The organism is Enterococcus sp. AZ071 (assembly GCF_050499065.1).
Classification (GTDB): Bacteria; Bacillota; Bacilli; order Lactobacillales; family Enterococcaceae; genus Enterococcus_A; species Enterococcus_A ferrettii.
In genome coordinates, this window is record NZ_JBIPAS010000003.1 from 1 (window position 1) to 20544 (window position 20544).

General features: G+C 37.3%; 27 protein-coding genes. 3 read left to right on the plus strand and 24 right to left on the minus strand.

Features of this window, described 5'->3' with window-relative positions; all coding sequences use genetic code 11:
• The 3 genes from IGI49_RS24675 to pepG1 form a co-directional block, all read right to left on the minus strand.
• On the minus strand, nt 1–216 hold a 216-nt coding region (locus tag IGI49_RS24675), incomplete at its 3' end, for a hypothetical protein (RefSeq protein WP_429969610.1).
• A gap of 173 nt (nt 217–389) precedes the next feature.
• The gene (locus IGI49_RS24680) at nt 390–989 is read right to left on the minus strand and encodes a tyrosine-type recombinase/integrase (protein ID WP_429966095.1); all 600 of its coding nucleotides are present in this window, start codon (nt 987–989) and stop codon (nt 390–392) included.
• Between the two features lie 450 nt (nt 990–1439).
• The gene (gene pepG1 / locus IGI49_RS24685) at nt 1440–1583 is read right to left on the minus strand and encodes a type I toxin-antitoxin system toxin PepG1 (protein WP_429966151.1); all 144 of its coding nucleotides are present in this window, start codon (nt 1581–1583) and stop codon (nt 1440–1442) included.
• A 199-nt stretch (nt 1584–1782) separates the two neighbouring features.
• Between pepG1 and IGI49_RS24690 the strand changes: the two genes are divergently transcribed.
• From IGI49_RS24690 to IGI49_RS24700, 3 genes are read left to right on the plus strand one after another with little or no spacing between them, the layout of a single operon-like run.
• Nucleotides 1783–3153 (plus strand): Y-family DNA polymerase, encoded by a 1371-nt coding sequence (locus IGI49_RS24690; RefSeq protein ID WP_429966150.1) that lies wholly within the window; start codon nt 1783–1785, stop codon nt 3151–3153.
• Nucleotides 3137–3631, plus strand: a complete 495-nt coding sequence (locus IGI49_RS24695) for a hypothetical protein (protein WP_429966149.1) — start codon at nt 3137–3139, stop codon at nt 3629–3631. Before IGI49_RS24690 ends, IGI49_RS24695 begins: the two co-directional genes overlap by 17 nt.
• Nucleotides 3632–3635: 4 nt before the next feature.
• Nucleotides 3636–3827 carry a hypothetical protein gene (locus IGI49_RS24700; protein WP_429966148.1) on the plus strand — a complete coding sequence of 64 codons (192 nt, stop codon included), beginning with the start codon at nt 3636–3638 and terminating at the stop codon, nt 3825–3827.
• 45 nt (nt 3828–3872) lie between these two features.
• Here IGI49_RS24700 and IGI49_RS24705 read toward each other — a convergent pair whose 3' ends face one another.
• The 21 genes from IGI49_RS24705 to IGI49_RS24805 form a co-directional block, all read right to left on the minus strand.
• The gene (locus IGI49_RS24705; RefSeq protein ID WP_429966147.1) at nt 3873–4289 is read right to left on the minus strand and encodes a DUF3850 domain-containing protein; all 417 of its coding nucleotides are present in this window, start codon (nt 4287–4289) and stop codon (nt 3873–3875) included.
• Nucleotides 4290–4407: 118 nt separating this feature from the next.
• On the minus strand, nt 4408–4587 hold the full coding sequence (locus IGI49_RS24710) for a hypothetical protein (protein WP_429966145.1): 180 nt from the start codon (nt 4585–4587) through the stop codon (nt 4408–4410).
• 47 nt (nt 4588–4634) lie between these two features.
• The gene (gene ssb / locus IGI49_RS24715) at nt 4635–5087 is read right to left on the minus strand and encodes a single-stranded DNA-binding protein (RefSeq protein WP_429966144.1); all 453 of its coding nucleotides are present in this window, start codon (nt 5085–5087) and stop codon (nt 4635–4637) included.
• Nucleotides 5088–5228: 141 nt separating this feature from the next.
• Complete coding sequence (locus IGI49_RS24720) at nt 5229–5378, minus strand: hypothetical protein (protein WP_429966143.1); 150 nt, start codon at nt 5376–5378, stop codon at nt 5229–5231.
• Nucleotides 5344–5595, minus strand: a complete 252-nt coding sequence (locus tag IGI49_RS24725; RefSeq protein ID WP_429966142.1) for a topoisomerase C-terminal repeat-containing protein — start codon at nt 5593–5595, stop codon at nt 5344–5346. Before IGI49_RS24725 ends, IGI49_RS24720 begins: the two co-directional genes overlap by 35 nt.
• A 65-nt stretch (nt 5596–5660) precedes the next feature.
• Entirely contained in the window at nt 5661–5951 is a 291-nt protein-coding gene (locus IGI49_RS24730) for a BRCT domain-containing protein (RefSeq protein WP_429966141.1), read from the minus strand.
• 16 nt (nt 5952–5967) lie between these two features.
• Nucleotides 5968–8037, minus strand: a complete 2070-nt coding sequence (locus IGI49_RS24735; RefSeq protein WP_429966140.1) for a DUF3991 domain-containing protein — start codon at nt 8035–8037, stop codon at nt 5968–5970.
• Nucleotides 8037–8234 carry a hypothetical protein gene (locus IGI49_RS24740; RefSeq protein ID WP_429966139.1) on the minus strand — a complete coding sequence of 66 codons (198 nt, stop codon included), beginning with the start codon at nt 8232–8234 and terminating at the stop codon, nt 8037–8039. The genes IGI49_RS24735 and IGI49_RS24740 overlap by 1 nt, the downstream gene beginning before the upstream one ends.
• A gap of 44 nt (nt 8235–8278) precedes the next feature.
• On the minus strand, nt 8279–10351 hold the full coding sequence (gene mobP2, locus IGI49_RS24745; protein WP_429966138.1) for a MobP2 family relaxase: 2073 nt from the start codon (nt 10349–10351) through the stop codon (nt 8279–8281).
• 3 nt (nt 10352–10354) lie between these two features.
• Nucleotides 10355–10678, minus strand: a complete 324-nt coding sequence (locus tag IGI49_RS24750; protein ID WP_429966137.1) for a hypothetical protein — start codon at nt 10676–10678, stop codon at nt 10355–10357.
• On the minus strand, nt 10678–10956 hold the full coding sequence (locus IGI49_RS24755; protein WP_429966136.1) for a hypothetical protein: 279 nt from the start codon (nt 10954–10956) through the stop codon (nt 10678–10680). Before IGI49_RS24755 ends, IGI49_RS24750 begins: the two co-directional genes overlap by 1 nt.
• A gap of 264 nt (nt 10957–11220) precedes the next feature.
• Nucleotides 11221–12081, minus strand: a complete 861-nt coding sequence (locus IGI49_RS24760) for a hypothetical protein (protein ID WP_429966135.1) — start codon at nt 12079–12081, stop codon at nt 11221–11223.
• A 14-nt stretch (nt 12082–12095) separates the two neighbouring features.
• The gene (locus IGI49_RS24765) at nt 12096–12641 is read right to left on the minus strand and encodes a hypothetical protein (RefSeq protein ID WP_429966134.1); all 546 of its coding nucleotides are present in this window, start codon (nt 12639–12641) and stop codon (nt 12096–12098) included.
• Nucleotides 12642–12655: 14 nt separating this feature from the next.
• Nucleotides 12656–14158: a lysozyme family protein gene (locus IGI49_RS24770; RefSeq protein ID WP_429966133.1), complete on the minus strand. Its 1503-nt coding sequence runs from the start codon at nt 14156–14158 to the stop codon at nt 12656–12658.
• Nucleotides 14155–14370: a hypothetical protein gene (locus IGI49_RS24775; RefSeq protein WP_429966132.1), complete on the minus strand. Its 216-nt coding sequence runs from the start codon at nt 14368–14370 to the stop codon at nt 14155–14157. Before IGI49_RS24775 ends, IGI49_RS24770 begins: the two co-directional genes overlap by 4 nt.
• A gap of 19 nt (nt 14371–14389) precedes the next feature.
• On the minus strand, nt 14390–16315 hold the full coding sequence (locus tag IGI49_RS24780; RefSeq protein ID WP_429966131.1) for a VirB4 family type IV secretion system protein: 1926 nt from the start codon (nt 16313–16315) through the stop codon (nt 14390–14392).
• Nucleotides 16316–16600: a hypothetical protein gene (locus tag IGI49_RS24785; RefSeq protein ID WP_429966130.1), complete on the minus strand. Its 285-nt coding sequence runs from the start codon at nt 16598–16600 to the stop codon at nt 16316–16318.
• Complete coding sequence (locus IGI49_RS24790; RefSeq protein ID WP_429966129.1) at nt 16593–17414, minus strand: hypothetical protein; 822 nt, start codon at nt 17412–17414, stop codon at nt 16593–16595. The genes IGI49_RS24785 and IGI49_RS24790 overlap by 8 nt, the downstream gene beginning before the upstream one ends.
• Nucleotides 17415–17494: 80 nt before the next feature.
• Nucleotides 17495–18064: a hypothetical protein gene (locus IGI49_RS24795; RefSeq protein WP_429966128.1), complete on the minus strand. Its 570-nt coding sequence runs from the start codon at nt 18062–18064 to the stop codon at nt 17495–17497.
• A gap of 12 nt (nt 18065–18076) precedes the next feature.
• Complete coding sequence (locus IGI49_RS24800; protein ID WP_429966127.1) at nt 18077–18376, minus strand: DUF5592 family protein; 300 nt, start codon at nt 18374–18376, stop codon at nt 18077–18079.
• 15 nt (nt 18377–18391) lie between these two features.
• Entirely contained in the window at nt 18392–20530 is a 2139-nt protein-coding gene (locus IGI49_RS24805; protein ID WP_429966126.1) for a pLS20_p028 family conjugation system transmembrane protein, read from the minus strand.
• Nucleotides 20531–20544 lie beyond the last annotated feature (14 nt).

Consider the following 20544-nt stretch of genomic DNA (forward strand, 5'->3'; position numbering starts at 1 on the left):
AACCGAATTATCTCTTTCGAGTGTCTTCAACTGTTGCATAAGTTTTTCCTGAAGCTGGTTTAACTTTTTATACTGATCACAATATGCACAATTTTTATCACTACCTATAGAGTGTGACAGATCGGGGTCTTCTTGATGCACCTTTATCACTTTAGTCAACTCAGTAGTGTGTTTCTCATACTCATTTTGGGCTTGCTGATAATCTGACAGCGTCATTTAGTAGACCTTCTTTCTATTTGTTGCTATTGTTTCTGTAGTGATTGTTCGTGTTTAATCTCCAGGATCTTACACTAAAAAACGAACGTAGGAGTAGGGAAGGGCTAAGTACGTTTTTGCTGAACCTTTTTAGCCTATCTATGTCGTAGAACCTGTCTTACTGGAAAGAAGTACTAAAGATCCAAACTTCGCACAGCCGTATCCTTTTCCTCTTGAGTAATTCCAATATAACGTAAGGTTTCTCGCTGGCTGCTATGATTCAATAGGTCTTGGATCAATGTGAGATCTGTTTTGTTCTTATACATAAAGTACCCAAATGTCTTTCTCATGCTATGGGTGCCAATACTCGTTAACCCCACACGATCCGCAGCGTTTGATAATATCCGCCATAGTGAAACACGTGACAGCGGTTGATCTACTCCTTTTTGGGAAGGGAAGAGGTAGCGATTAAAATTTCTTGTGGCCAACTCTTCAGGAAAATGATCCAGTGTGTATTTCTCAATACGCTTTCTCAACTTCTTTGAGATAAACACTGAATTGTTTTTACCCGTCTTTTTTTCTTTCATGGCTAGGCGCTCTCTAGCGATCACTTTGTTTCTTGAAATTTCTAAAACATCTTCCAGCTTCAGTGTTCGTAAATCTGAGATCCGATAGGCGGTATTAATTCCCAATGTAAATAAGAGCACATTTCGATCACCGAAACGGTCGTCAGCTAAAATTACCTTCATCGCATCGATCTTTTTTTTGTCTCGAATCGGTTCGACAAACTCCATATTTATTCCTCCAAACAAATGTAACATAATTACATTATACCACTAGTTATGTTACATTAAAAGCGGGCCGAATAAAAAACGGCTCTGGAAATTTAGAAATTTCCTTAGAGCCGCAAGGGATTGAGCTATTTCGATAAATGTAACACAATGGGATTGTGTTACATTGGTTCTTGGCTATTTTTATTTCTATAAGCAATTGAAAAAGCACAATAGGGGATAATCTATTGTGGTTTGAAATCATACGTACAAGCTGTTAGATTAGGCGATCAACTTAATCAAGAATTTTCATCACTATACTTTTCCCAAAACCCATGATAAAATAGAAAGTGAAAAAGAGGCATACTAGTAATATGCCTCTTAGTCGCTAACTTGAACACCGTTTCAAGAACGGCAGCTTGTTTTACTTATACAAAAAAAAGTATCCGTGTCAAGCTTGGGATCGCTGAACGGTTACTTTTTTTTGTCGTTTTTTAGCACGGTAACAACCAAACCAACTAAAGCAATGGCAAACATACCAAAGCCTAAGATTGTCTGGATTGTCTCATATGCGGACAAAAGGCGTCTCCTTTCATAGATTTCAGTGGATACTTTCATAAGCACCACCACCTCTCAAGATAGCCACCGTTCACGAATCAGTTTTCGTTAGCAGGTCTATTATACCAAAGTTTTCTTACTACAAACATCCTTTCTTTGCTGGTAATGCTCTAGAAAAGACTTTCAGAATTGACAAGAGTAGAAATTCATCATAAACTTAAAACGAACATATGTTCTATATTAGTTTGGGGGAGTTTCTATGTTTTTTGACGATAATCCAAGATTTGACTATAACAAGGAACCTGCCAGGGACATTTTGTGTTGCGACTGTAAATCCTTTTATAGCTCTGTAGAGTGTGCGGAAAGGGGACTAGACCCTTTAACCACTAAATTAGTTGTTATGAGCTATCCTGCTAACGACGACGGCACAAGAGGGAGCGGATTGACCTTAGCCGCTTCGCCTGCCGCAAAGGCTGCCTATGGCATTACAAATGTTTCTCGTGCCAGGGATTTACCTTTTCCGTATCCTGACGATCTTTGGATCGTTCCGCCTAGAATGAATCTTTATATGCAAAAGAATGCAGAGATCAACAACATCTATCGCAAATATGCTGACGAGAAGAACCACTCCGTTTACTCAGTAGACGAATCCTTTTTAGATATTACCGACTCGTTGAAGTTGTATAATTGCGAAACAACCGATCAGCTGGCACGTTTAATTCAGATCGATGTCTACAGAAATACTGGAATTTACGTAACGGTCGGCATCGGAGATAACCCGACACAAGCGAAAATCGCTTTAGATATCTATTCCAAGCACAATCGAACGATGCGAGGGGAAATTCGTTATGAAACTGTACAAGAAAAGATTTGGTCGATTGATCAGCTGACCGACGTGTGGGGAATCGGCAAGAAAACTGCCGAAAAACTCCACAAAATGAACATACATACCATGTATGACCTAGCACATGCCGATTACTACCGGTTAAAAAGTAAATTTGGCATCATTGGTACTCAAATGTACGCGATCGCCTGGGGAATTGACCGGAGCTTCTTAGGTCAAAAATATGAACCCAAATCAAAATCGATCGGGAATAGTCAGGTTCTTAACAAGGATTATACACGGAAAGAAGAACTGCAAATCGTCATTCGAGAAATGGCGGATCAAGTTGCCACCAGGTTACGACGTGCGGGAGCTAAAACAGAATGCGTGTCCTTGTGGTGCGGTTATTCCCTCAATTACTTTGACCAGCAGGGCAAGACCAGTTTTCATCAACAAATACGTGTGCCACTAACGAATTCAAGTAAAGAGATTGCGGAATACTTGCTGATCCTATTGGATAAGCACTATAAGCGCCAGGATATAAGGAACATCGGCGTAAATTGTTCCCGACTTACCTATACAACTGCTTTTCAAATGAATTTGTTCCAGGAACCAGAAAAACAGCTGGACGATCATAAGATCGATTTTGTCATTGACAATGTCCGTAAAAAATACGGCTTTCAATCGATTGTACGTGCCCACTCTCTTTTAGAAGGCGCAAGAGCTATCGAACGATCAAGCCTTGTCGGTGGACATGCCGGGGGCATGTCTGGAATTGAAGGTGATCCCAATGGTCAAGCGTACTAAGAAAGAGTTTAGAGACTATAACGACTTTAGAGATCGCGTCTTCGGCTTGAAGTGGGGTACCGCTTTTGCGATGGACGATCTCATGAAGAAAGTGCACGCCAACGAAGATTACGCACTCAAGGATCATGCTGCATTGCCAGAAATGGAGCGTGCAGCAATCGATCTCGTTCTTTCAGAGTCTTTTTTGCAAACAAAAGAGCTGCTTATCCAGCTTCACCTACGTGACGAGTTCGGACGGCTGCTTGATCCCTTGATTGGTACATTCCAGGGTGAAGCCTACGAAGACTATTTTGTCTTCAATGATAAACTCATTCAATGGGAGGACGTGCGCCATGCCCGATTGACCGACAATAAAAAATGGTCAGACATTGACTTCTTTGAGTCGCTGAAACCAGCAGCTTCTACCCCAGAGACAGATAAGATACAAGAGGTGGAGCGAGTCAAAGACGAGTTTTACCAACCATTCATAGAGGAGTAGTCAAGTGAATATCATACGATACTACGAGCAGCGCTACATAAGCAGACAAGAATTTTTTGACCACTTGTGGGGATCAGGGCAGCAACTCATAAATGAAGAAGGGGAAGACCGCTTCGCCTTTTACATTGCGCTTGCTGCTGGTTATCACCAAAACAGCTATTATATCGTCAAAACAAGCGAAGCAAACACCAGATAACCAGGTAATTTGCTTCGCTTGTTATTGTAGAGAGAACCGTCGTCCTTAGTCTTTTATACTGTCTCTATCTCTGTTCGTATCCGTTCTTTTTCGGTTTAAAAATTTTCGAAAGTCTTGTCCTTTCCTAACGGATTGTTGCGCCTTCTTTCGCTTCTTTCTTACTTGTTTCTTCTCTTTTCCCACTAGCTTCATGTCTTTTTTAGCCGGCTTCTTTCGCTTCTTAAATCCAAAAACAACGAACCCTTTTTTTTGTCCATAATTGGTTACATACGTAACCTCTACCAAGAGCGTTTTACCGGTCAATCCTGTCTCACTCTGATCTTTCAACAGCAACAGATGCCCTACCTGAAAGTATTCGTCGTTTCTTTTAATTTCAAACAGTTTATTCCCTACCCTGATTTCCTCAAATTCTTCTGATGGAATAGTCAGCTCGTAATCAATCTTAAGAATCTTTCTAGGCATGTCAATCACCTTCCTTCTATAGTTAGCTCGGGTCATTTTTTAACAATTGTACAACGTTTTCTTGACCGTTTAAAAATAGAGAATAGGGGTATACTTAAAGGTTACAACTAAACGATTGCTACAAGTTTTTATTGACCAGCTCTTTTAATACCTGGCTTGCGGCGGCTTCATCCAGCGTTTCATAGGCGCCACCTTGATAAAAACTAATGTAGCGCACGATGGCTTTCATTGGGGTGAAGATGCCCAATTCAACTGTCCGCTCGATTTCATCGATGATTGCTTGCTGCTCTTTTGTCATGCTGATCTCCTTTTTCGTTTTTTAATGACCGAGGCTTGACAAAGCCCTCAGAATGGCAAATCATCATCTGAAATATCAATATCACTTCCTTTAAGGCTTTTCGTTAAATCAATGGGATCTTTTTGATTCTCACCTGGGCTTTCATTCGCATCATTGTAAGTTTCGTGGCTGTCGGTTGTGCTCCGAGATTCTAGCAGCTGGAAGTTTTCGGCTACAACTTCAGTAACATAAACACGCTGCCCTTGCTGATTTTCATAGTTTCTTGTTTGTATACGGCCCGTAACTCCTATTAATGTTCCTTTCTTCGCATAATTTGCCAAAGTTTCAGCTGATTTTCGCCAGATTACACAATTAATAAAGTCTGCTTCTCGTTTTCCGTCTTGATTCGTGAAATTTCTATTTACTGCTAATGTAAACGTAGCAACAGCTGCTCCACTTTGCGTATAACGTAAATCAGGATCTTTTGTTAATCGACCAACTAAAACTGTATTATTTATCATTTTTACCGCTCCATTTCTCTTGACTGAAATTTCCGTCTCTCTTTTCTAACAGCTGAAGTAACTTATCTTTCATAGTGAATCTCCTCCGTTACATTTAAGCCCTCTTAATCATACCCCGAGGATTTATATGTAACAACAAGATTATCTATCCCACTCCAGGTCTCTTCGTAACTGCTGCTGCCGCTTCAGGTCTTCAATCTTCTGTTTCGTCATTTTTGTTTGTTGGATCTGCTTTCGTAAATTCTCTTTTTCTTGATCAATTTTTTTTCCTTTGTACGTTGTTTTTTTCATCTTTCTTCTTCCTTTCCGGGAATTCGAACCCCAGGCTAAAATCTTCTTTTAGTATGACGAATGCATCAAACTTTCCTTTCTTACCTGTAAAACCTTTAACGGATGAACTGGTTCTTCCTTTTGATACTAGCTGCTGAATGTTTGTTTTAGTAAGGTTCTTGTCAGCCATTTTCAACCATATTTTGAAATCGCATTGATCATTGGTACATGCAGCCACTTTATTGAATAGGTGAACATCCGGTACATAAACTGCTCGATACGTATTATTGGCTAAGTTTAATATTAGTACCTAATCTCTTCATTATCCATTACGATGTTCAAAAAATTTTCTTCTGTCAATATTTCAATTTTAGAACCTTCCTCAATTAGCCGTTCGACTTTTATGTGCTTTGTTGTTTTTTTTTGTTCATAAAATAGATTCATCTGTGTATGACCTAATACCAAAATATCAAGTTGATTAGAAACATTAGGCTTGAATACAGCATTCAATTGCTCCAAGCATTCTATAACTTCCGTTCGTGTATATCCTGATATTTTCCCTGAAATACAAACTGCTTTCCCTTCAAAGTACACATAACCACCTCATTTTTCACATAGATTGTTCTCGCTCAAACCCCTGTTCTAATGATTGATTTCTACTAGCTATCTTTTTTTCAAACATGTATTTCGCTTGATCGTTCCAATCCCATTTATCAATGCCAATCTTATTTTCTGGTATAGGAGGAAATTCCGTTTCGATCTTCGCCAAGCGATCCCCGCCAAGACTCTTGTAGAAATCAAATAAAGACTCTTTGCCAGCAAATTTTCTACCTCCAGTATCGTTGTCAACACACAATTTAATGCTATCTGGTGTCGTTCCTAGTACGTTGATAGTATCTTTTAAATAGTATTTAAAAGCTGCGTCTTTCACGCCTTCCATAGCAATAAACTTCGTATCTTGAATATTGGGGTGTAGTGTTACGTAACTTAAAGCATCAATTGAACTTTCAAAATACTTTAAATTTTTAGGCTGACCGATAGTAAAGTTAAAGGCTTTATCATGTCCTGAACGTTCTTGGATGTGCTTCCAGCTGCCACGTTTAAATTTATCCGAGTGTATTGTACCCTGTTCTGATACGCCGACAATCCTTTTATTGTCTACCCAGCAGAAAATGACATTTCCTCGTTTGTCTTGTCGGATATATCCTTTTTTGTGCAAGCAATCGACTATTGGGGAGCTTATTCTTCGCTCATTTACAAGATAATTTCTTGCTTTTGTAAAATTCTTGCTTTCTTTAGTGGGATCATAAACATACGGCTCTACCACTGTTTCGATATAGTCATGCTTCTTTATATCCTCACCAAGAATAGTTGCGACTGCATCATGAAAGTTTTCTATACCTAATACTTCTCTGGCAAAGTTGATTGTATTACCATGTTTACTTTGACTATTCCAGTTAAACATATTTTTTTGTCTATCAATTATCAGACTGTCATGATCAATATTTCGATAATATCTATTACTATCTTTTTTGAATTGGTATCCTTGCGAATTAGCAAAGTCCAATAAATCGACTTCTGTTGCTCTGACTACATCCGCTTCGCTGATTCTTTTCTTCGAAGATGATTTTTTAGCAGCTGGTTCAGACTGAACATGCGACTCTTTTTCCTTTACAGGAATAGTAGTTTCAGCTGATATTTTTCTTTCCGTCTCAATGTCTTGTTGTATTTCCAGCTCATGATGAATTTCAGAAATCAAGTTTCTTGCTGCATCGTGAACCTCTCTTAATAATTCTGCTTTCTGGTCCAAAGATTCTCCATTCTTGGTCCAAGTTGCAATATATGGAATTGCTGCTTCTGTTGTATCGATACCAAAATGTTTCGAAACGATATGAGAAGTAAGCTCTGCTTGAAACTCTTTTGCACTTGGACTAAGGGCTTGTTTCCTTTTATCATTAAAATCGTGGAGTTTGGCATGAGTTAACTCATGAATACCAACAGAAATATTTTCAGCAGGAAGATTTTTGGGATTCATAAGAATTACTTCTGACCCATTTGATAGTTTGGCATATGCCCCTTTTGCATTGCCTAAACTTCGATCATGGTCTATCCCAAAAGGTACGTTGATTTTATCCCCTATTGATTCAAGAGCAGCAAATAAATGTTTGGAATTACTTGGTAAATCAAAATTATAGTGACGGTTCGGGAATATTTTAGGTAAATCCTCTGGCTTTGCATTTGTTTGCGAGATATCAAATACATTTCCTAGCTTATATCGACGAACCTTTTTTGTTTCGATCACACCAGATTTTATTTTTGCTTTTTCAGCAGCAGTCGCACTTGAAATACTTTTAGTTGCCCCCTCCTGATCTTCAAACAGTGTCACTTCAACAGGTACAAGGATTTTTATTCCTTTACTTCCCTTATCTATTTTAAACCCTGCATCTGAGAAACTTTTAAAGCTACCTACTGCATAAGCTCCCTTAAATTGCGAGTGAATCATAGCCATGTTATTACTACTATAATGATAAAAGTTGCTCATAAAATCTGAGAGTTCCAAAATATCTTCTGGTTTATTTGTGAATGCTTTGATATTGGTTAGCGCTTTATCAGAAAACAATTGAATTTCTTCGTCAATTTGAGCACGTGTTTTTCGTTGATAGTTCTTTTTGTAAGCCATTAGAGTACCACCTTTCCAGCTGCATCAATTTGCACAATCAAAGGTTCCGTATCATCTTCCAATGAGTCGACAAGGCTAGATAGTGATTTTACTTCCTCAGAAGTTAGTAAAATTGTTTTCTTTCTTTTAGTCTCAATACTTTGTACTTCCATCAATTCAAGCCTAAAATCGATCTTATTCACAAAACAATAATTCATAAAGTTCCCTACTTTCTTTTAAACAAAACAGCAGCAAGTTTCCTCTAAAGAGAAAAATCTTGCTGCTGTTTTATTTGTTCTATTTTTTGCTGCATTTTTTCAAACTCTCTTAACTGCTGCTGCCGCTCAAATTCATTATTCAACGCCTGCTTTAAGTTGTTTTGTATTTTCCGATCAACAGGAATGTGATCTCTAAGCTGAATATCTTTGTAAGAATCAGATTGTCCGATCTCATACTTTTTCCTCATCTGTTCAAGGTTTTTTTTTATTTCTCTGTGTTCCCTCGAAGTCATCTTGGATACTTGGGATATGTCGTAAACTTCGACCTCTTTAAACCCAAGAACCTTATCGGTAGCTTTATCAATTAGCGGGGCGGAAATTATCAATGGTTCAACTGAATCATTTACCTTATATCCTTTTGAAAACCATTCCCATTTTGGAAAGACAGTTTTCGCTTTGGGGCATTGCTTCAAAATGGCTGCCCTATTTCCAGCAGAAAATCTTTTTAAATTTTCTTCGATTTTACTTGTTTTTAAAGCAGAAAATTTTTCACTGATTGGTTCTGTTCTATCAAGTTTTTCTGTTTCTGAAAATTCTCTTGATATAGAAAATTTAGTTGTCTGACTGATATCAAAAACTTCTAGCGGCTCAAAACCGATAATTTTATCATGCTTAAGTATCGGTCTGGTTATCACAATTGGATTTTCATTTACGATGTTTCTCTTCTCAGCCAGCCACCCAAATTTTGTTCTCACATGTGTTGCTTCTGGCATTTGATCCAAAATCATTTTACGATTATGCTTTGAATAATGATTCAAATTATTATTGAATGATTCAGCCAAAGTAGGAACTATATTTTCTTCCCGAAAAAATTTTTTTCTGCCACTCTCTTTTGAATTTTCTTTTTGCTTAATTGATTCTTTTTTATACTCGTCAACGGATGTTTTCAGATTCTTCAAAAGAGCATTCCCTAACCTCTTTTTGACATCTGCCGATTGATTTTTTAAGTAGTCATTCTGTGAATCATTTTTGTTATAGAGTGAATTTCTGTAGCGCCCTTCCTCAGATAAAAGATGCTTGTATTCTTGATACTTCGGATTATCTTTCAACAGATATTCAGTAATTTTATCGACTCTTTCTTTGTTGTCACTTGAAAGACGTTTATAGACCCACTCCTTTTTTGACGCTGGCATGTTTTCAATAAGTTCTGCAATCATTTTTTGATTGCTTTTCAAGTCTGTCTGCTCTCTTATTGTATTTACCAAATCGTTTCGCAGCGCTGAAATCTTCTCTAATTCAGTTGAACGATCAAGCAAACTATTCATAAAAGTAGTTTTCATACTGTTCAAAGTTGATAGCTTCCGTTTTCCTCTAGGTTGCTTGATCATTTCGCCATCATCCGATACAACGATTTTATCTTTGCGAGTATTCATTTGTTCAGTTGTCGCTACATGAATATGAAAATGCTTCGTGTTGTAATGGATCTCACCAACCCACACAGTCGTATCACTTAGCTTTTCTTGTTTAAGCATTTTTGCCATTGCTTTTCTAGTCGCTTGAATTAAAGGCTGTCTGTTCAAGTGATCATTGACAGGATCATAAATCCCTAACTTGATTAAATGGTTGGTATCAAAAGAAAAAACATCTTTGAATAGCACACAGCCTTTTTTTCCAGAATCAGAAAAAATTTTTTTCTGCCACTGTACTTCACGCTTTTTCATATCACTTATTTCTTGGTTGAACATACCAGTCTTAAGTTTGTTTAGATCATTCTCTTTACTAATAGCGGAAATACTCGATTGATTTTTTTCTATTTCAGTCAGTCGATTAGTAACAAACTGATAGCTCATTTGTTCATCTGGTGTGAGTTTGGCTTTTTTCTCTAAAGCCGTTTTCCTTGATAGGTAGTTTAAATAGTTTTCGAATGATCCCTCTGAAGCCGCAAAGTTTTGAGTCTGAAAAAAATTTTCTGCCAACAGATCTTCGGCTTCTTTTTCGATCGTCAATTTTTTTAAGTTCTTTTCTTTTGCTCGCTCTCTATCCATGTAACTAATGTATGAACCATAATTATTTTTTACCGTAAATTCAGAGGTTAAGATTATCGCAGGACTAGCCATAAACTACCCTCTCTTTCGAAATGCTGCCGATTGCTTTTTCTTCCTTGCTTTAATGATTTCTTTTGCTATCGCATAAGTTTCTGAAAGCTCTGAATCCGCAATATCTGCTTTGAGGGAATCTGATAACCCAGCTACTAGCTCGACGATAATTGCAACATCACGAGCCATGCTGCCTAATTTATTTTTTTCGTCTTCATAGTCTCGATAGTTTTCTAATACAATGTAACGTAGCGCTTGACTATTATTGTCGATGCCTGGCACTTCATTTTTTATCGTTTCTAACACTTCTAAAACTTCCTCATTGACCGAATACTTTCTTTCAAACATTACCTTTCCCCCTCACCATTACTAATCGCCAAATTGACAAGTTCAATATTATAGGAGAGGAATTCTCGCACTGTTTCGCTCAGGGATTCAATGCCATTCCTCATATCTCTTAACTCACTAAGTTCATCTGATAGGATGCTTTCTTTCAAGGATTTTTCCAAAAGAGCTTTTGCCATTTTATTTACCGATGTTTTGTGTTCATCTGCTAGCTGTTCAAGTCTAAAATTTAGAGTTGGATCGAGATCACGTATATACACAGCCCCTCTATCATTCGCCATCTTTCACTAAACACCATCCTTCCAAAATTCAAATAATCCAGTTCTAAAAAAAGCGTAAAGGAAAGGGCATAAGGAAAACCCGCAACACTTCGAAGAGCACGAAGTGATAACAGGCTGTGCCTGTTGGGTTTTCAAGAGCGTAAAGCGTTGCAAGAGCGCAACACTTTCAGTTCAAAAGCGGACGGCAAAAACACCGTATGCGGTCGGTCTTTGCCCTCGTTACCCACCGTAGAAACTCCCATTACAGACCGTATTCCGCACACCCTATTTTCCAGCCTTTTTCTTCAACATTTTGATTTTTTCTTTTGCTAATCCGATTTGACTTTCTTTCTCCTTTATTGATTCTTCCAACTGGCGAATGTCTCCTGAATTAGAATCAATTGCGGTTTGAGTATTCTCTAATTCCTCTCCTAATTGGAACTTGGAATCACTTTCCAACTTCTCATTTTTCCGTTCAAGCTTCCTAATACTTGTTGACTTGTTAGAAACTTCTTTCTCATCTTCCTTGATTTTAATTCTTGTTTTTTTGATTTCATAATCAACAGAATCGGCAATTAACGATTTTTGATTTGCTTCAAAAGAGTCTGCCTTTGTACCAGATTCCTTAGAGTAAAGACGTACTTCCAATGGTTCTTCATTCGATGAATTACCGTCGGTACTTTCATCTTTAAATACAATATCTGTCCGTATAAACTCAAAGTTTTTGGGAACATCAGAGATCACGAAAGAGACAAAATTTCCATCTGTTCGGACAACCTTAGTTGATAATTTTTTTTCAGGATCGCCTTTAGCAACTGTTGTCGCTTTGGCTTGTATAGAATATAAATCGATAGCATTATCTGAACTTAACCAAAGATCAAGTTTGTACTTTTTCGTTTCTGGATCGTAAGTTCTTCCAGCAACTTCATAATTGAAACTAGTTACTGGTTGAGTGTCTCCTATTGCATAAACTTGATAGTCATTTCTTCCTGAATCAGAAAAGCCAGTGTAAAAAATGAAAATGTACACTCCTAAAAATAGGGCTAAAATAAAGAAATACTTATACTGAATTTTTTGTTTATAAGCTGCGTTAAACCTTTTGTATATTGCTTGAACACTGGCTAAAATCAATTTAATTTTTTCCATCATATACCTACTTTCTAAATAGCCGGTTGCGTAAATGCTGATACTTTTCCCTCTGCCACTTCTACCAAAGCGATAGCGTCTTGTTTATTTTTCTGATTTCCAACCATGACAAATGAGAGAGAATATTTCGCTAAATACTTCCCATTGTTATCAGAAAATATTTCAATATCGTCAATCGTTACACTTGTGTCTGATTGATTAACGTCTGCATCTTCTTTCGGTAACTTGCTTAATTCTTTGTATAATTCTGGTGTTGTCAGCTCTTTAATTCTTTCAAATCTGGTAGTAGATGTTTCTTTTTTGAAAGTGTAAAAAGCTGATAAAAATTCCCGAACAGCTGCTTGATTCTTGCTGTCTTCTTTCTCACCTTCATCAGATTTACGATTGATTATTTCCTCTAATTCCTTAATCCGTTGATCTTTATTTTCTAGTTTTTCGCTGTGTTTTTGTTCTAGCGTTGATATATCACTCTGCTTTTCAGTGGAATTAATCAGGTAAATATTAAGTGCAAAACTTATTACCAGTCCAATTAACAAGCCGCCAGCTATACGTTTATTCACTATATTTCCTCCTTTTAAAACTTCACATAATTTCTAGGATTTTCCCAGTTCCCACCGCCACCGCCTGTATAATTTCCAATTTGGAAATGTAAGTGCGGTCCTGTAGATGGTCCTGTCGTTCCCATCAAACCGATGGTCTCTCCTTGCTTAACCTTTTGACCAACTTGACAATTTATCTTTGATAAATGAGCATAACCACTATACTTTCCATTCGAGTGTTTGATCACTACATAGTTTCCATACCAACCAAAATAATTTCCGCTGGCTTCAACAACTGTTCCGCTCATCGTTGCAAATATTGGCGTATTCGGATTACCATTTACCAAATCAATTGCATTGTGTAACTCACCACCACCACCTAAAGGAGAAGCTCTATATCCGTATTCGCTCGTTACCGTTGGGTTAGATATTGGGCATAACCACGTCTTATCATTTCCACCACCGTCACTAGAAGACTTATCGGATAACTCTTTGATCCGACCATAACCACATATATCATTTGCAGATTTATAGGTACTATATCCAATCCCTTGAGATGGACTCATAGCTTCAAATGTCTTATTGGGTCCGATATAAATTGATACATGTCTTGAAGCATTAGTACCGTAAAAGATCAAATCTCCAGGCTTTAATTGTGCTTCTGAAATCCTCTCAACTTTCCCCCATTGATCACCTGTATAGTGAGGATATACGACTCCGACTTGTTTTAAAGCCCACATAACCAAACCAGAACAATCAAAACTATTTGGACCTTCTGCTCCCCAAACGTAGGGTTTACCTTCCTGTGCGGTTGCAATTTCAACAAACTTAGAACGTGATCCGCCTGTTCCATTTCCACCAGAAGTAAAGTATTGTTGGCACAGTGGAACATAAAACATGTTGCCATAGTTGTATCTATAGGAATACCCCATTGCTAATGCAATAGGGTTTGTATAGGTGACTTGAACACCACCAGATTTTTTAAAAGAGAAATCTTTTGCTGCTTCAAAAGTGTACGTATCTCCAGATGAACTTAAATATCCGCCGCCATAGTTATAGGCTTGTGTGACATTCCAAACGTCTTTTTTTCCTGTACCTTTATACATGTCCGCAAAGTATTTCACGCCGACTTGTATAGATTCATTAGGGTCTTTAATCGAGTTTGGAGCCTTTCCTTGACTCTCTGAGCATTGCATTATATCAGGATAGGAAATTGCATTTCCTCCCGTTTCAACCGAGATTATCGCTAGTATATTGTCTACAGCTTCGGGTATCTCATTCTTGTTGCATTCCTTAACGACTACGCTGCGCCATGATTCAACCGCATCAGGAAAGACAGCTTCTGTAAAGCTGCCATCATCAGACCCCTTATTACCAGCAATCAGTAGCAGAAAGAGTGCTATTAGTGTAATTAAGAATAAAAAAATAGCTGCCGCGCTGCTTGTAAAAAGAACGGCAACTCGTTTTAAGACATAACCTTTTTCTCTTGTCTTAGCTTCACCACGAAGCCATTTAGATAGATATAAGAAGAATTTCACCCTTTCACTTCCTTACCTACAGCAGTAGCGTTAATTAAATAATTACGTCTATTCCAAATAGATGGAATGGTTCGACCGATCAAAACAGCTATCTCTCTGTCAGGATAACTTTCACTTAGTTGCATTAATTCAGCATCATCTTTTTCCGTCCATACGCTTCTGTGATTAAAGAATATTGCTGAATCGATCATCGAACTATCTCTCTTTTTCATTAACAAACACCTCCTAGTTTTAATGACCTCCTGCAAATCGTTCTAACTGTTCTTCTGTTGGATCAACGTTTACTTTATAAGTCTGACCACTTCCAAAACTAAATAAGACTTGTGTCTTTTTCAGTTCACGCATGGTTTGATAATCAGAATCTTTGAATCCTGTTCCGAGAACTTCCTTCAATCTACCAACGACAGAATCATCTAAATGTAGAAACATTTTCGTTGGACACAACTCAAAGACTTGTTTAATTTTTGAGATATAAATACTGTCGCTGCTCTCTGGCAATAACTCCTGTGGCGACTGAGTCATTAGATATGTTCCAGCTGAAAATTTTCGCATTTCCTTTAAGAAATCAACAACATAATCGACAGCAAAGAAGTTGTGAATATTCAAGATGTTCTGACACTCGTCCATGAAGTTCATGAAAAACGTCACTTCATCTGCTGTAATTTCTCGATTCTCAAGAAGTGTTTTCATCTTACGACCATTCAACATTGCTTGATTCCAATTCATTGTCATAGCAGTAAATAACTGACTGTTAAACACTTTTTTATCTAGCGAAGAGATCCCGTCAATGTCGAAAAAGACTATCTGCTCTTTAGAGAAATCATCGAAAGTGGTGTGCCCATTGTATAAAGCTCCGTAATCATTGACCATTGCATCAAGTACGATCCCGAACTCTTCCAACGCTCTTTTCTTTTCCGTAGTTCCTGTTTTGTATTCTTTACGAGTGATAAATTCATAATAGAAATCTCTAAATTCACGCATTGTTGGATACTGAGTAGAAGGAAGTCCAGTAATATGAATCGTATCTCGATTTAGAAGATAGTTATGCGGCAGCAATCTATGAGCGATATAAAAGCTATCAATAATTCCACCGAACATGAGGGAATCAACTTCCCCCATTTTAGGATTTAAGAATCGGATTTGATTTAACAGTTTCGCTTTATGCTGCATATAAGAACCCAATTCATCTAGGAACAGTCCTGATTTATCCGTTTTAGTTGCTAACACTTCCAACGGATTGATCATTTGATTGTTTGCTCCTGAAAGATCAACTATCTTCCCGTTTTGAGACTCAATAAGCTTGTACCAGTCACCGTTTTTTTCAAATCCACGTATGATAGTTTGTCTTCCAACCAAATATTCTTCAATCGTTTTTAATAATGTAGATTTACCATATCCTGGTAAGCCAACACCAATACCACTAAAAGACGTTCTGTTCTCTGTTACATTAAATGGATCAAAGATGAATGCACCGCCTGTATCTGTCTGACCGATATACCCTCCACGTGAATCAATCAAATACTGATGATTAAAGGGATATCCACCACCTATCGCAGTAGCCGGCACAGCAATTCCTTCTTTGCTGCAAAAGTGTTTTTCTTGTTCCTCAGAGGATTCAAAAAGCGACAACCATTCCTCTTTTTCGTCAAAAAGGTAGGTTGTCGCTTTATAGTTCCCTAAATTGTCTACAATTTCTTTTTTTCGGCTTTCTAATACTTCTAACGAACTGTCACTAATAAAAATTCGTATATGAATCAGCTTCACTACTTCGCCGCCTTGAGTCACCCTACTAGCAAAATCTTGAAGATTGATAAACTCGTCTAAAGCGTCATTTCGATTAGTATAGGTTCGTTCATTTTCTGATCGGTCCTTATACTCTGATAATGTGCGGTTAATGGAACTTAAAACTTTTTCTTTGTTGGCTGTCGCTATGTCTATCTTTGTAATTGTATTTAAGTTATCGGTTAAATTCATTAGCCAAAATGGAGGTACTTGTGTTGGTAGATTGTATACATGTAAGCAAGTCGTATAGCCGTCACCTGTTTGAGTATAGAAATTATTCTTATGAGTGATTCCACCTTGTGGCTTCACTCTCTGGATAAAATCAAGATCATATCCATCATTTTTTAGTTGTTGAATTCTCTTTTTTGTAAGCAATCAATTTCCACTCCTTTTTCGATCATTAAATTTTTGTCTTGCTTCTTTTGCGAACGGAATAATGATTCTGCACTTTTGGGCGATCAGCAACAGACAAAGGATCAAAGCTAATGTATGGATTCCTGAAAAAACACCTGATGATCCATCCGCCATTATGCAAGAGATTACCCCTATAGAAAAAATTACAAATACGATTGCTCTAAAAATTGACGTTGCTTCCATCTTGATACTGGCGGCCAACCCCATAAGGAGCAAAAGCTCAAAAAATACAAATACCTCACTCATCTTTTTCAGTCCTTTCCTTAACTGCTGGCGCAGCACTAGCTAATTCCCCATACTCGGAGTAGTTCCCAATATCTTTGTGTAAAGATATTGCAAATGGTGTGTATTTCAAGCGAAATACAATATTAATACTTTCATTTGGTCTATTTGAATGCCAAATTATCTGCGTCGTATTGTTTGTCATATCTGTTTCTTTTACTGCATATGCGACACTATTATTTTCGATTCTCTGAGGAACTAGCCATTGTTCCCATTTTGGGGATAGGTAGTTGTTCACATCTCTAGTGATAGCTCGATCAAAATTATAAAACTCTTCGAAAGTAGAACCGAAACATATCTTTTTTTGGATGATTACTATTTCCATGTTGAGAATTTCAATAAGGATTAATAGTGATACCCATGAATATATAATAGGAAGTGCAGGTGAAAAATCCTCCTTATCAACCAAGCAGATAAAAGCGATAAACATCAAAATTAGTACACCTTTAGAAACTTCTTTTTTGAAGTTAATCGTTCCAGTTATTTGTATTTGGTAAATGAATTTAGCCCCAAAGGCTACCAGATAAATAGTTATAATCAATGAAATAATCCCAATTAAGAAATCTGTTATCGGGATTGTTTGTTGAACCAGCTTACCTCCAGCAGTCGTTCCTTTATCAATGATGGTCATATCTCCGAAAATCGTTATTTCCTGCAACCTTTTGAAAATAATTTTTGATGAAGCCAGAATGCTATAAATTGTTACAATGCTTGTTGCAGCAAATTTCCCGAATTTACTAAAAACGAGGATTAAATATTGTCGTTTTGTTTCGTCCATTTTTTCTACTCCTTTTTGTGTTTTTTAGAGAAGAACGTTTACCAGAAATTACTTTTTGGAACGAACTTCTCTTAAGCACATCAGATTTCTGTATTTTGGTTGTTTAACTTAAACAAGATCAATTCAATAGTTTCAGGTGATACATTAGCGATCGACAGCTCCAAAGAACTATTTCGAACCAAAGCTTTTTTATTGGTTTCTAAAGCTTGTTTCGATTTTCCATATACAAACACATAGAATTCATGATTTGCAAGAGCTTTTTCAACCCACATCATGCGCTTAATCTGATTGTTGTTGATCATCATTTGTGTAATATTTTTCTGTTCACGAGCGATCAACAATTTTTTTCGCCAAAATTCCAGATTTTTACTTGTATTCGCAGGAAACATTAGGCTTACGATCCCGAAGTCTTCTACATAAAGTCGACACAAGTTAGTGAACGCGTCCATCATATCGTATTGCTCACCTTCACTAAGGTTGTAGATGTTTTTTGTTTCAATCTTCATCAATGTTTGATAAGTATTATCCTTCGTTACAAGATATGTTCCCTCCATCCTTTTGTAAGGGAACACATCGACGATTTCCAACAAGTCTTTTTGATTCTCCACTCGATTATCTGTTTTTTGTTTAACTGCCTTAGTCTGTACCATTTAAACCCTCCTTTACATTCGATAAAAACTTGAAAGATATCGTTTTCTATCTTTCAAAATCGCTTGAATAATTATCTGAATAGTTCTTGTTTTCGGTTTATGCTTCGTTGGCAAACATAGAAAAATCCCAAATAAAATATTCGTTACTTGTAACATCAAGAAGGTTTTCGGAGGGAAAACCAATAGCTCTTGAATGTAATATCCAACTACAATACAGCCCCCAACGATTAAAAGATCGACTAGATAAAACCATGCTAGTTTTATTGCTGCGTTTAACGTTTTAGGTATAAGCATGTTTCCATATACTCCCATTTAGATCACCTCTGTTTACTTTCTCTTTTTCAAATTCTTATAAAGATCACTGTAAGAATTCTCTTTCTTTGTGCTGAATTCATGATGATTTGATTTAACTTCAACAGATACCGTTCTATCTTTACTGATTGATAGGTTACTGTTGCTTGGTGCTGGTGTATGCGTTGTCCCTCTCGGTTCAGCATTAGTAGATGTCATATGTTGCTGACTGACATTCGTTTTTTGTACGTTCGTTACATCAGAGTTAGAAGTTTCCCCTGCTTTCGTATTGATTGGCGGTTTTGAGTGTAGCCCGTTTCCGTCGCTGCCGATCCCGCTTGTCTCAGTAGAATTTTTCATATTCACTTTGTTTTTTTGATCAACCGTAGACTCGTTGAATGTAGAATTTTGGCCATTAACGTTAGAATTGGTATTAGTTGCTGCTGTCGCATTTCCACCATCTGAGTTTTTTTGTTTTTCTAATGTTGATCCAATTGGTTCAGCTTGGAAACTTGCCGCTTCTGATTTATCGTTTTGAACAAAATTCTTAGAAGATACGGGAACATCTTTCACTCGTTGTTGCCCTTCTCCAACTTTGCTACCTGTATTTGATTCTGGAACATCACTTGAATTCGTTGTGGTACGTGGATTACTTGAGTATTGTTTTGGATCAGACTGATCAGTTTTTCTACGATTATGCCCTGCTCGATGATTCATACCAGATGAAATTCCAGCATCGACACCCTCGTCAAATTGTTCTTTAACATCTTTCACTGGTTGAGTAACACCCGCAGAAAAGTTCTTTCCTGCTTCACTTGCTTTGTTCATAGATGTATCAATCATGTCATGAGCGGTTCCCTTAAACCCACGTTCGGAAAGATGACCTGCTACATTACCAGCTGCATTCGCCATAGGGTTAGCAATTTTATCTTGAAATTTATCAAACGATTCTTTCGCCATTTTAGGAGTCTGTTTGATCGTGTCTTTAGCAGCCTGAAGCGATCCGCCAATACCTTTCGCAAGTTCTGGCGCTGCTTTTGCTGCTTTATAAGCACCATAGACCGCAGCAGCTCCTACTAGACCCTCTTTAAGGCTTGTATTGATCCCGAACTGTCTTGCAATGGTATCTGATCCTCTTAAGAATCCGAATGCCCCTACGATGGCTAAAATGCCATATCCGATAAAGTTAAAACTCAACGTACCAATGAAAGCAAAATAAGCGATATATAATGATTGGCTAATTCCTAAAAAGCCGATCGTTGCGAAACTAGAAACGATTCCTAACAACAGTTGCTTTGGCTTTTGACCTGTTTCACCATCCAAATACGCCACAAGTGGATAAGCAACTTTAGCAAAAACTAAGTCAATAGCAATCAATACTAACTTACTAAAGAGCAGTGCATTGAAGAGGGCAAGCGCAAATAAAGCGACATTCATTTGACCAAAGGTAGCAGTGAAACGAAACACCCCTTCGTCAAAAATATCAAACCAACCATTCTCTATTTCCTTTTCCTCTAATCCGTCTCCATTCTGCTTCATCGCAATGTAGTATTTCAGGTTTTCTACATCTTCATTTTTTGATTCTTTTTGAAGTTCCTCTATGTCACTAATAGTCAAAACTTGATTCAGCTGGACGAGTTTAAATTGTTTCTCTGTCATTTTATTTTTGACTGTCTCTGATTTATCCAGCTTTTTAAATCCTTGATAGGCGATGTAATTCATATCAGCTGTGTTAGTTTGAATTATCTTGTAGGACAAACTCTCTTTTGCCCCACTGGTGACCAGCTGCTTTGAATCGTTGAACATAGTCTTAGCAGCATTAAATCCAAAATCCATGATTGTTGGAAGTTGAAATATTAAGCTGGTTAAAACAATCAAGCGAATACCAGTATCCTTTAGTTTTACCTTTTGGTTAGTGATCATTCGTAAACCAATCCAAACAAGCGCTAGCACTAAAATACTTAAGGATACTGTCTGCATAGCAGAGAACGCCTTCTTAACTGGTCCGTAATCCATAAATCCGAAAATTGAAAAAACATTGTCGATTAAATCCTCCGAACCAGTCGAGATAATATAAAGAAATTTAGTAAAACCCCATTTAATTGTGTGAAATATCCAAGAAAGGATATCCGCATGCCTAATCCAATCAGCGTATTTCTGTAGAAAATCTAGCAAAATAGATACACCTC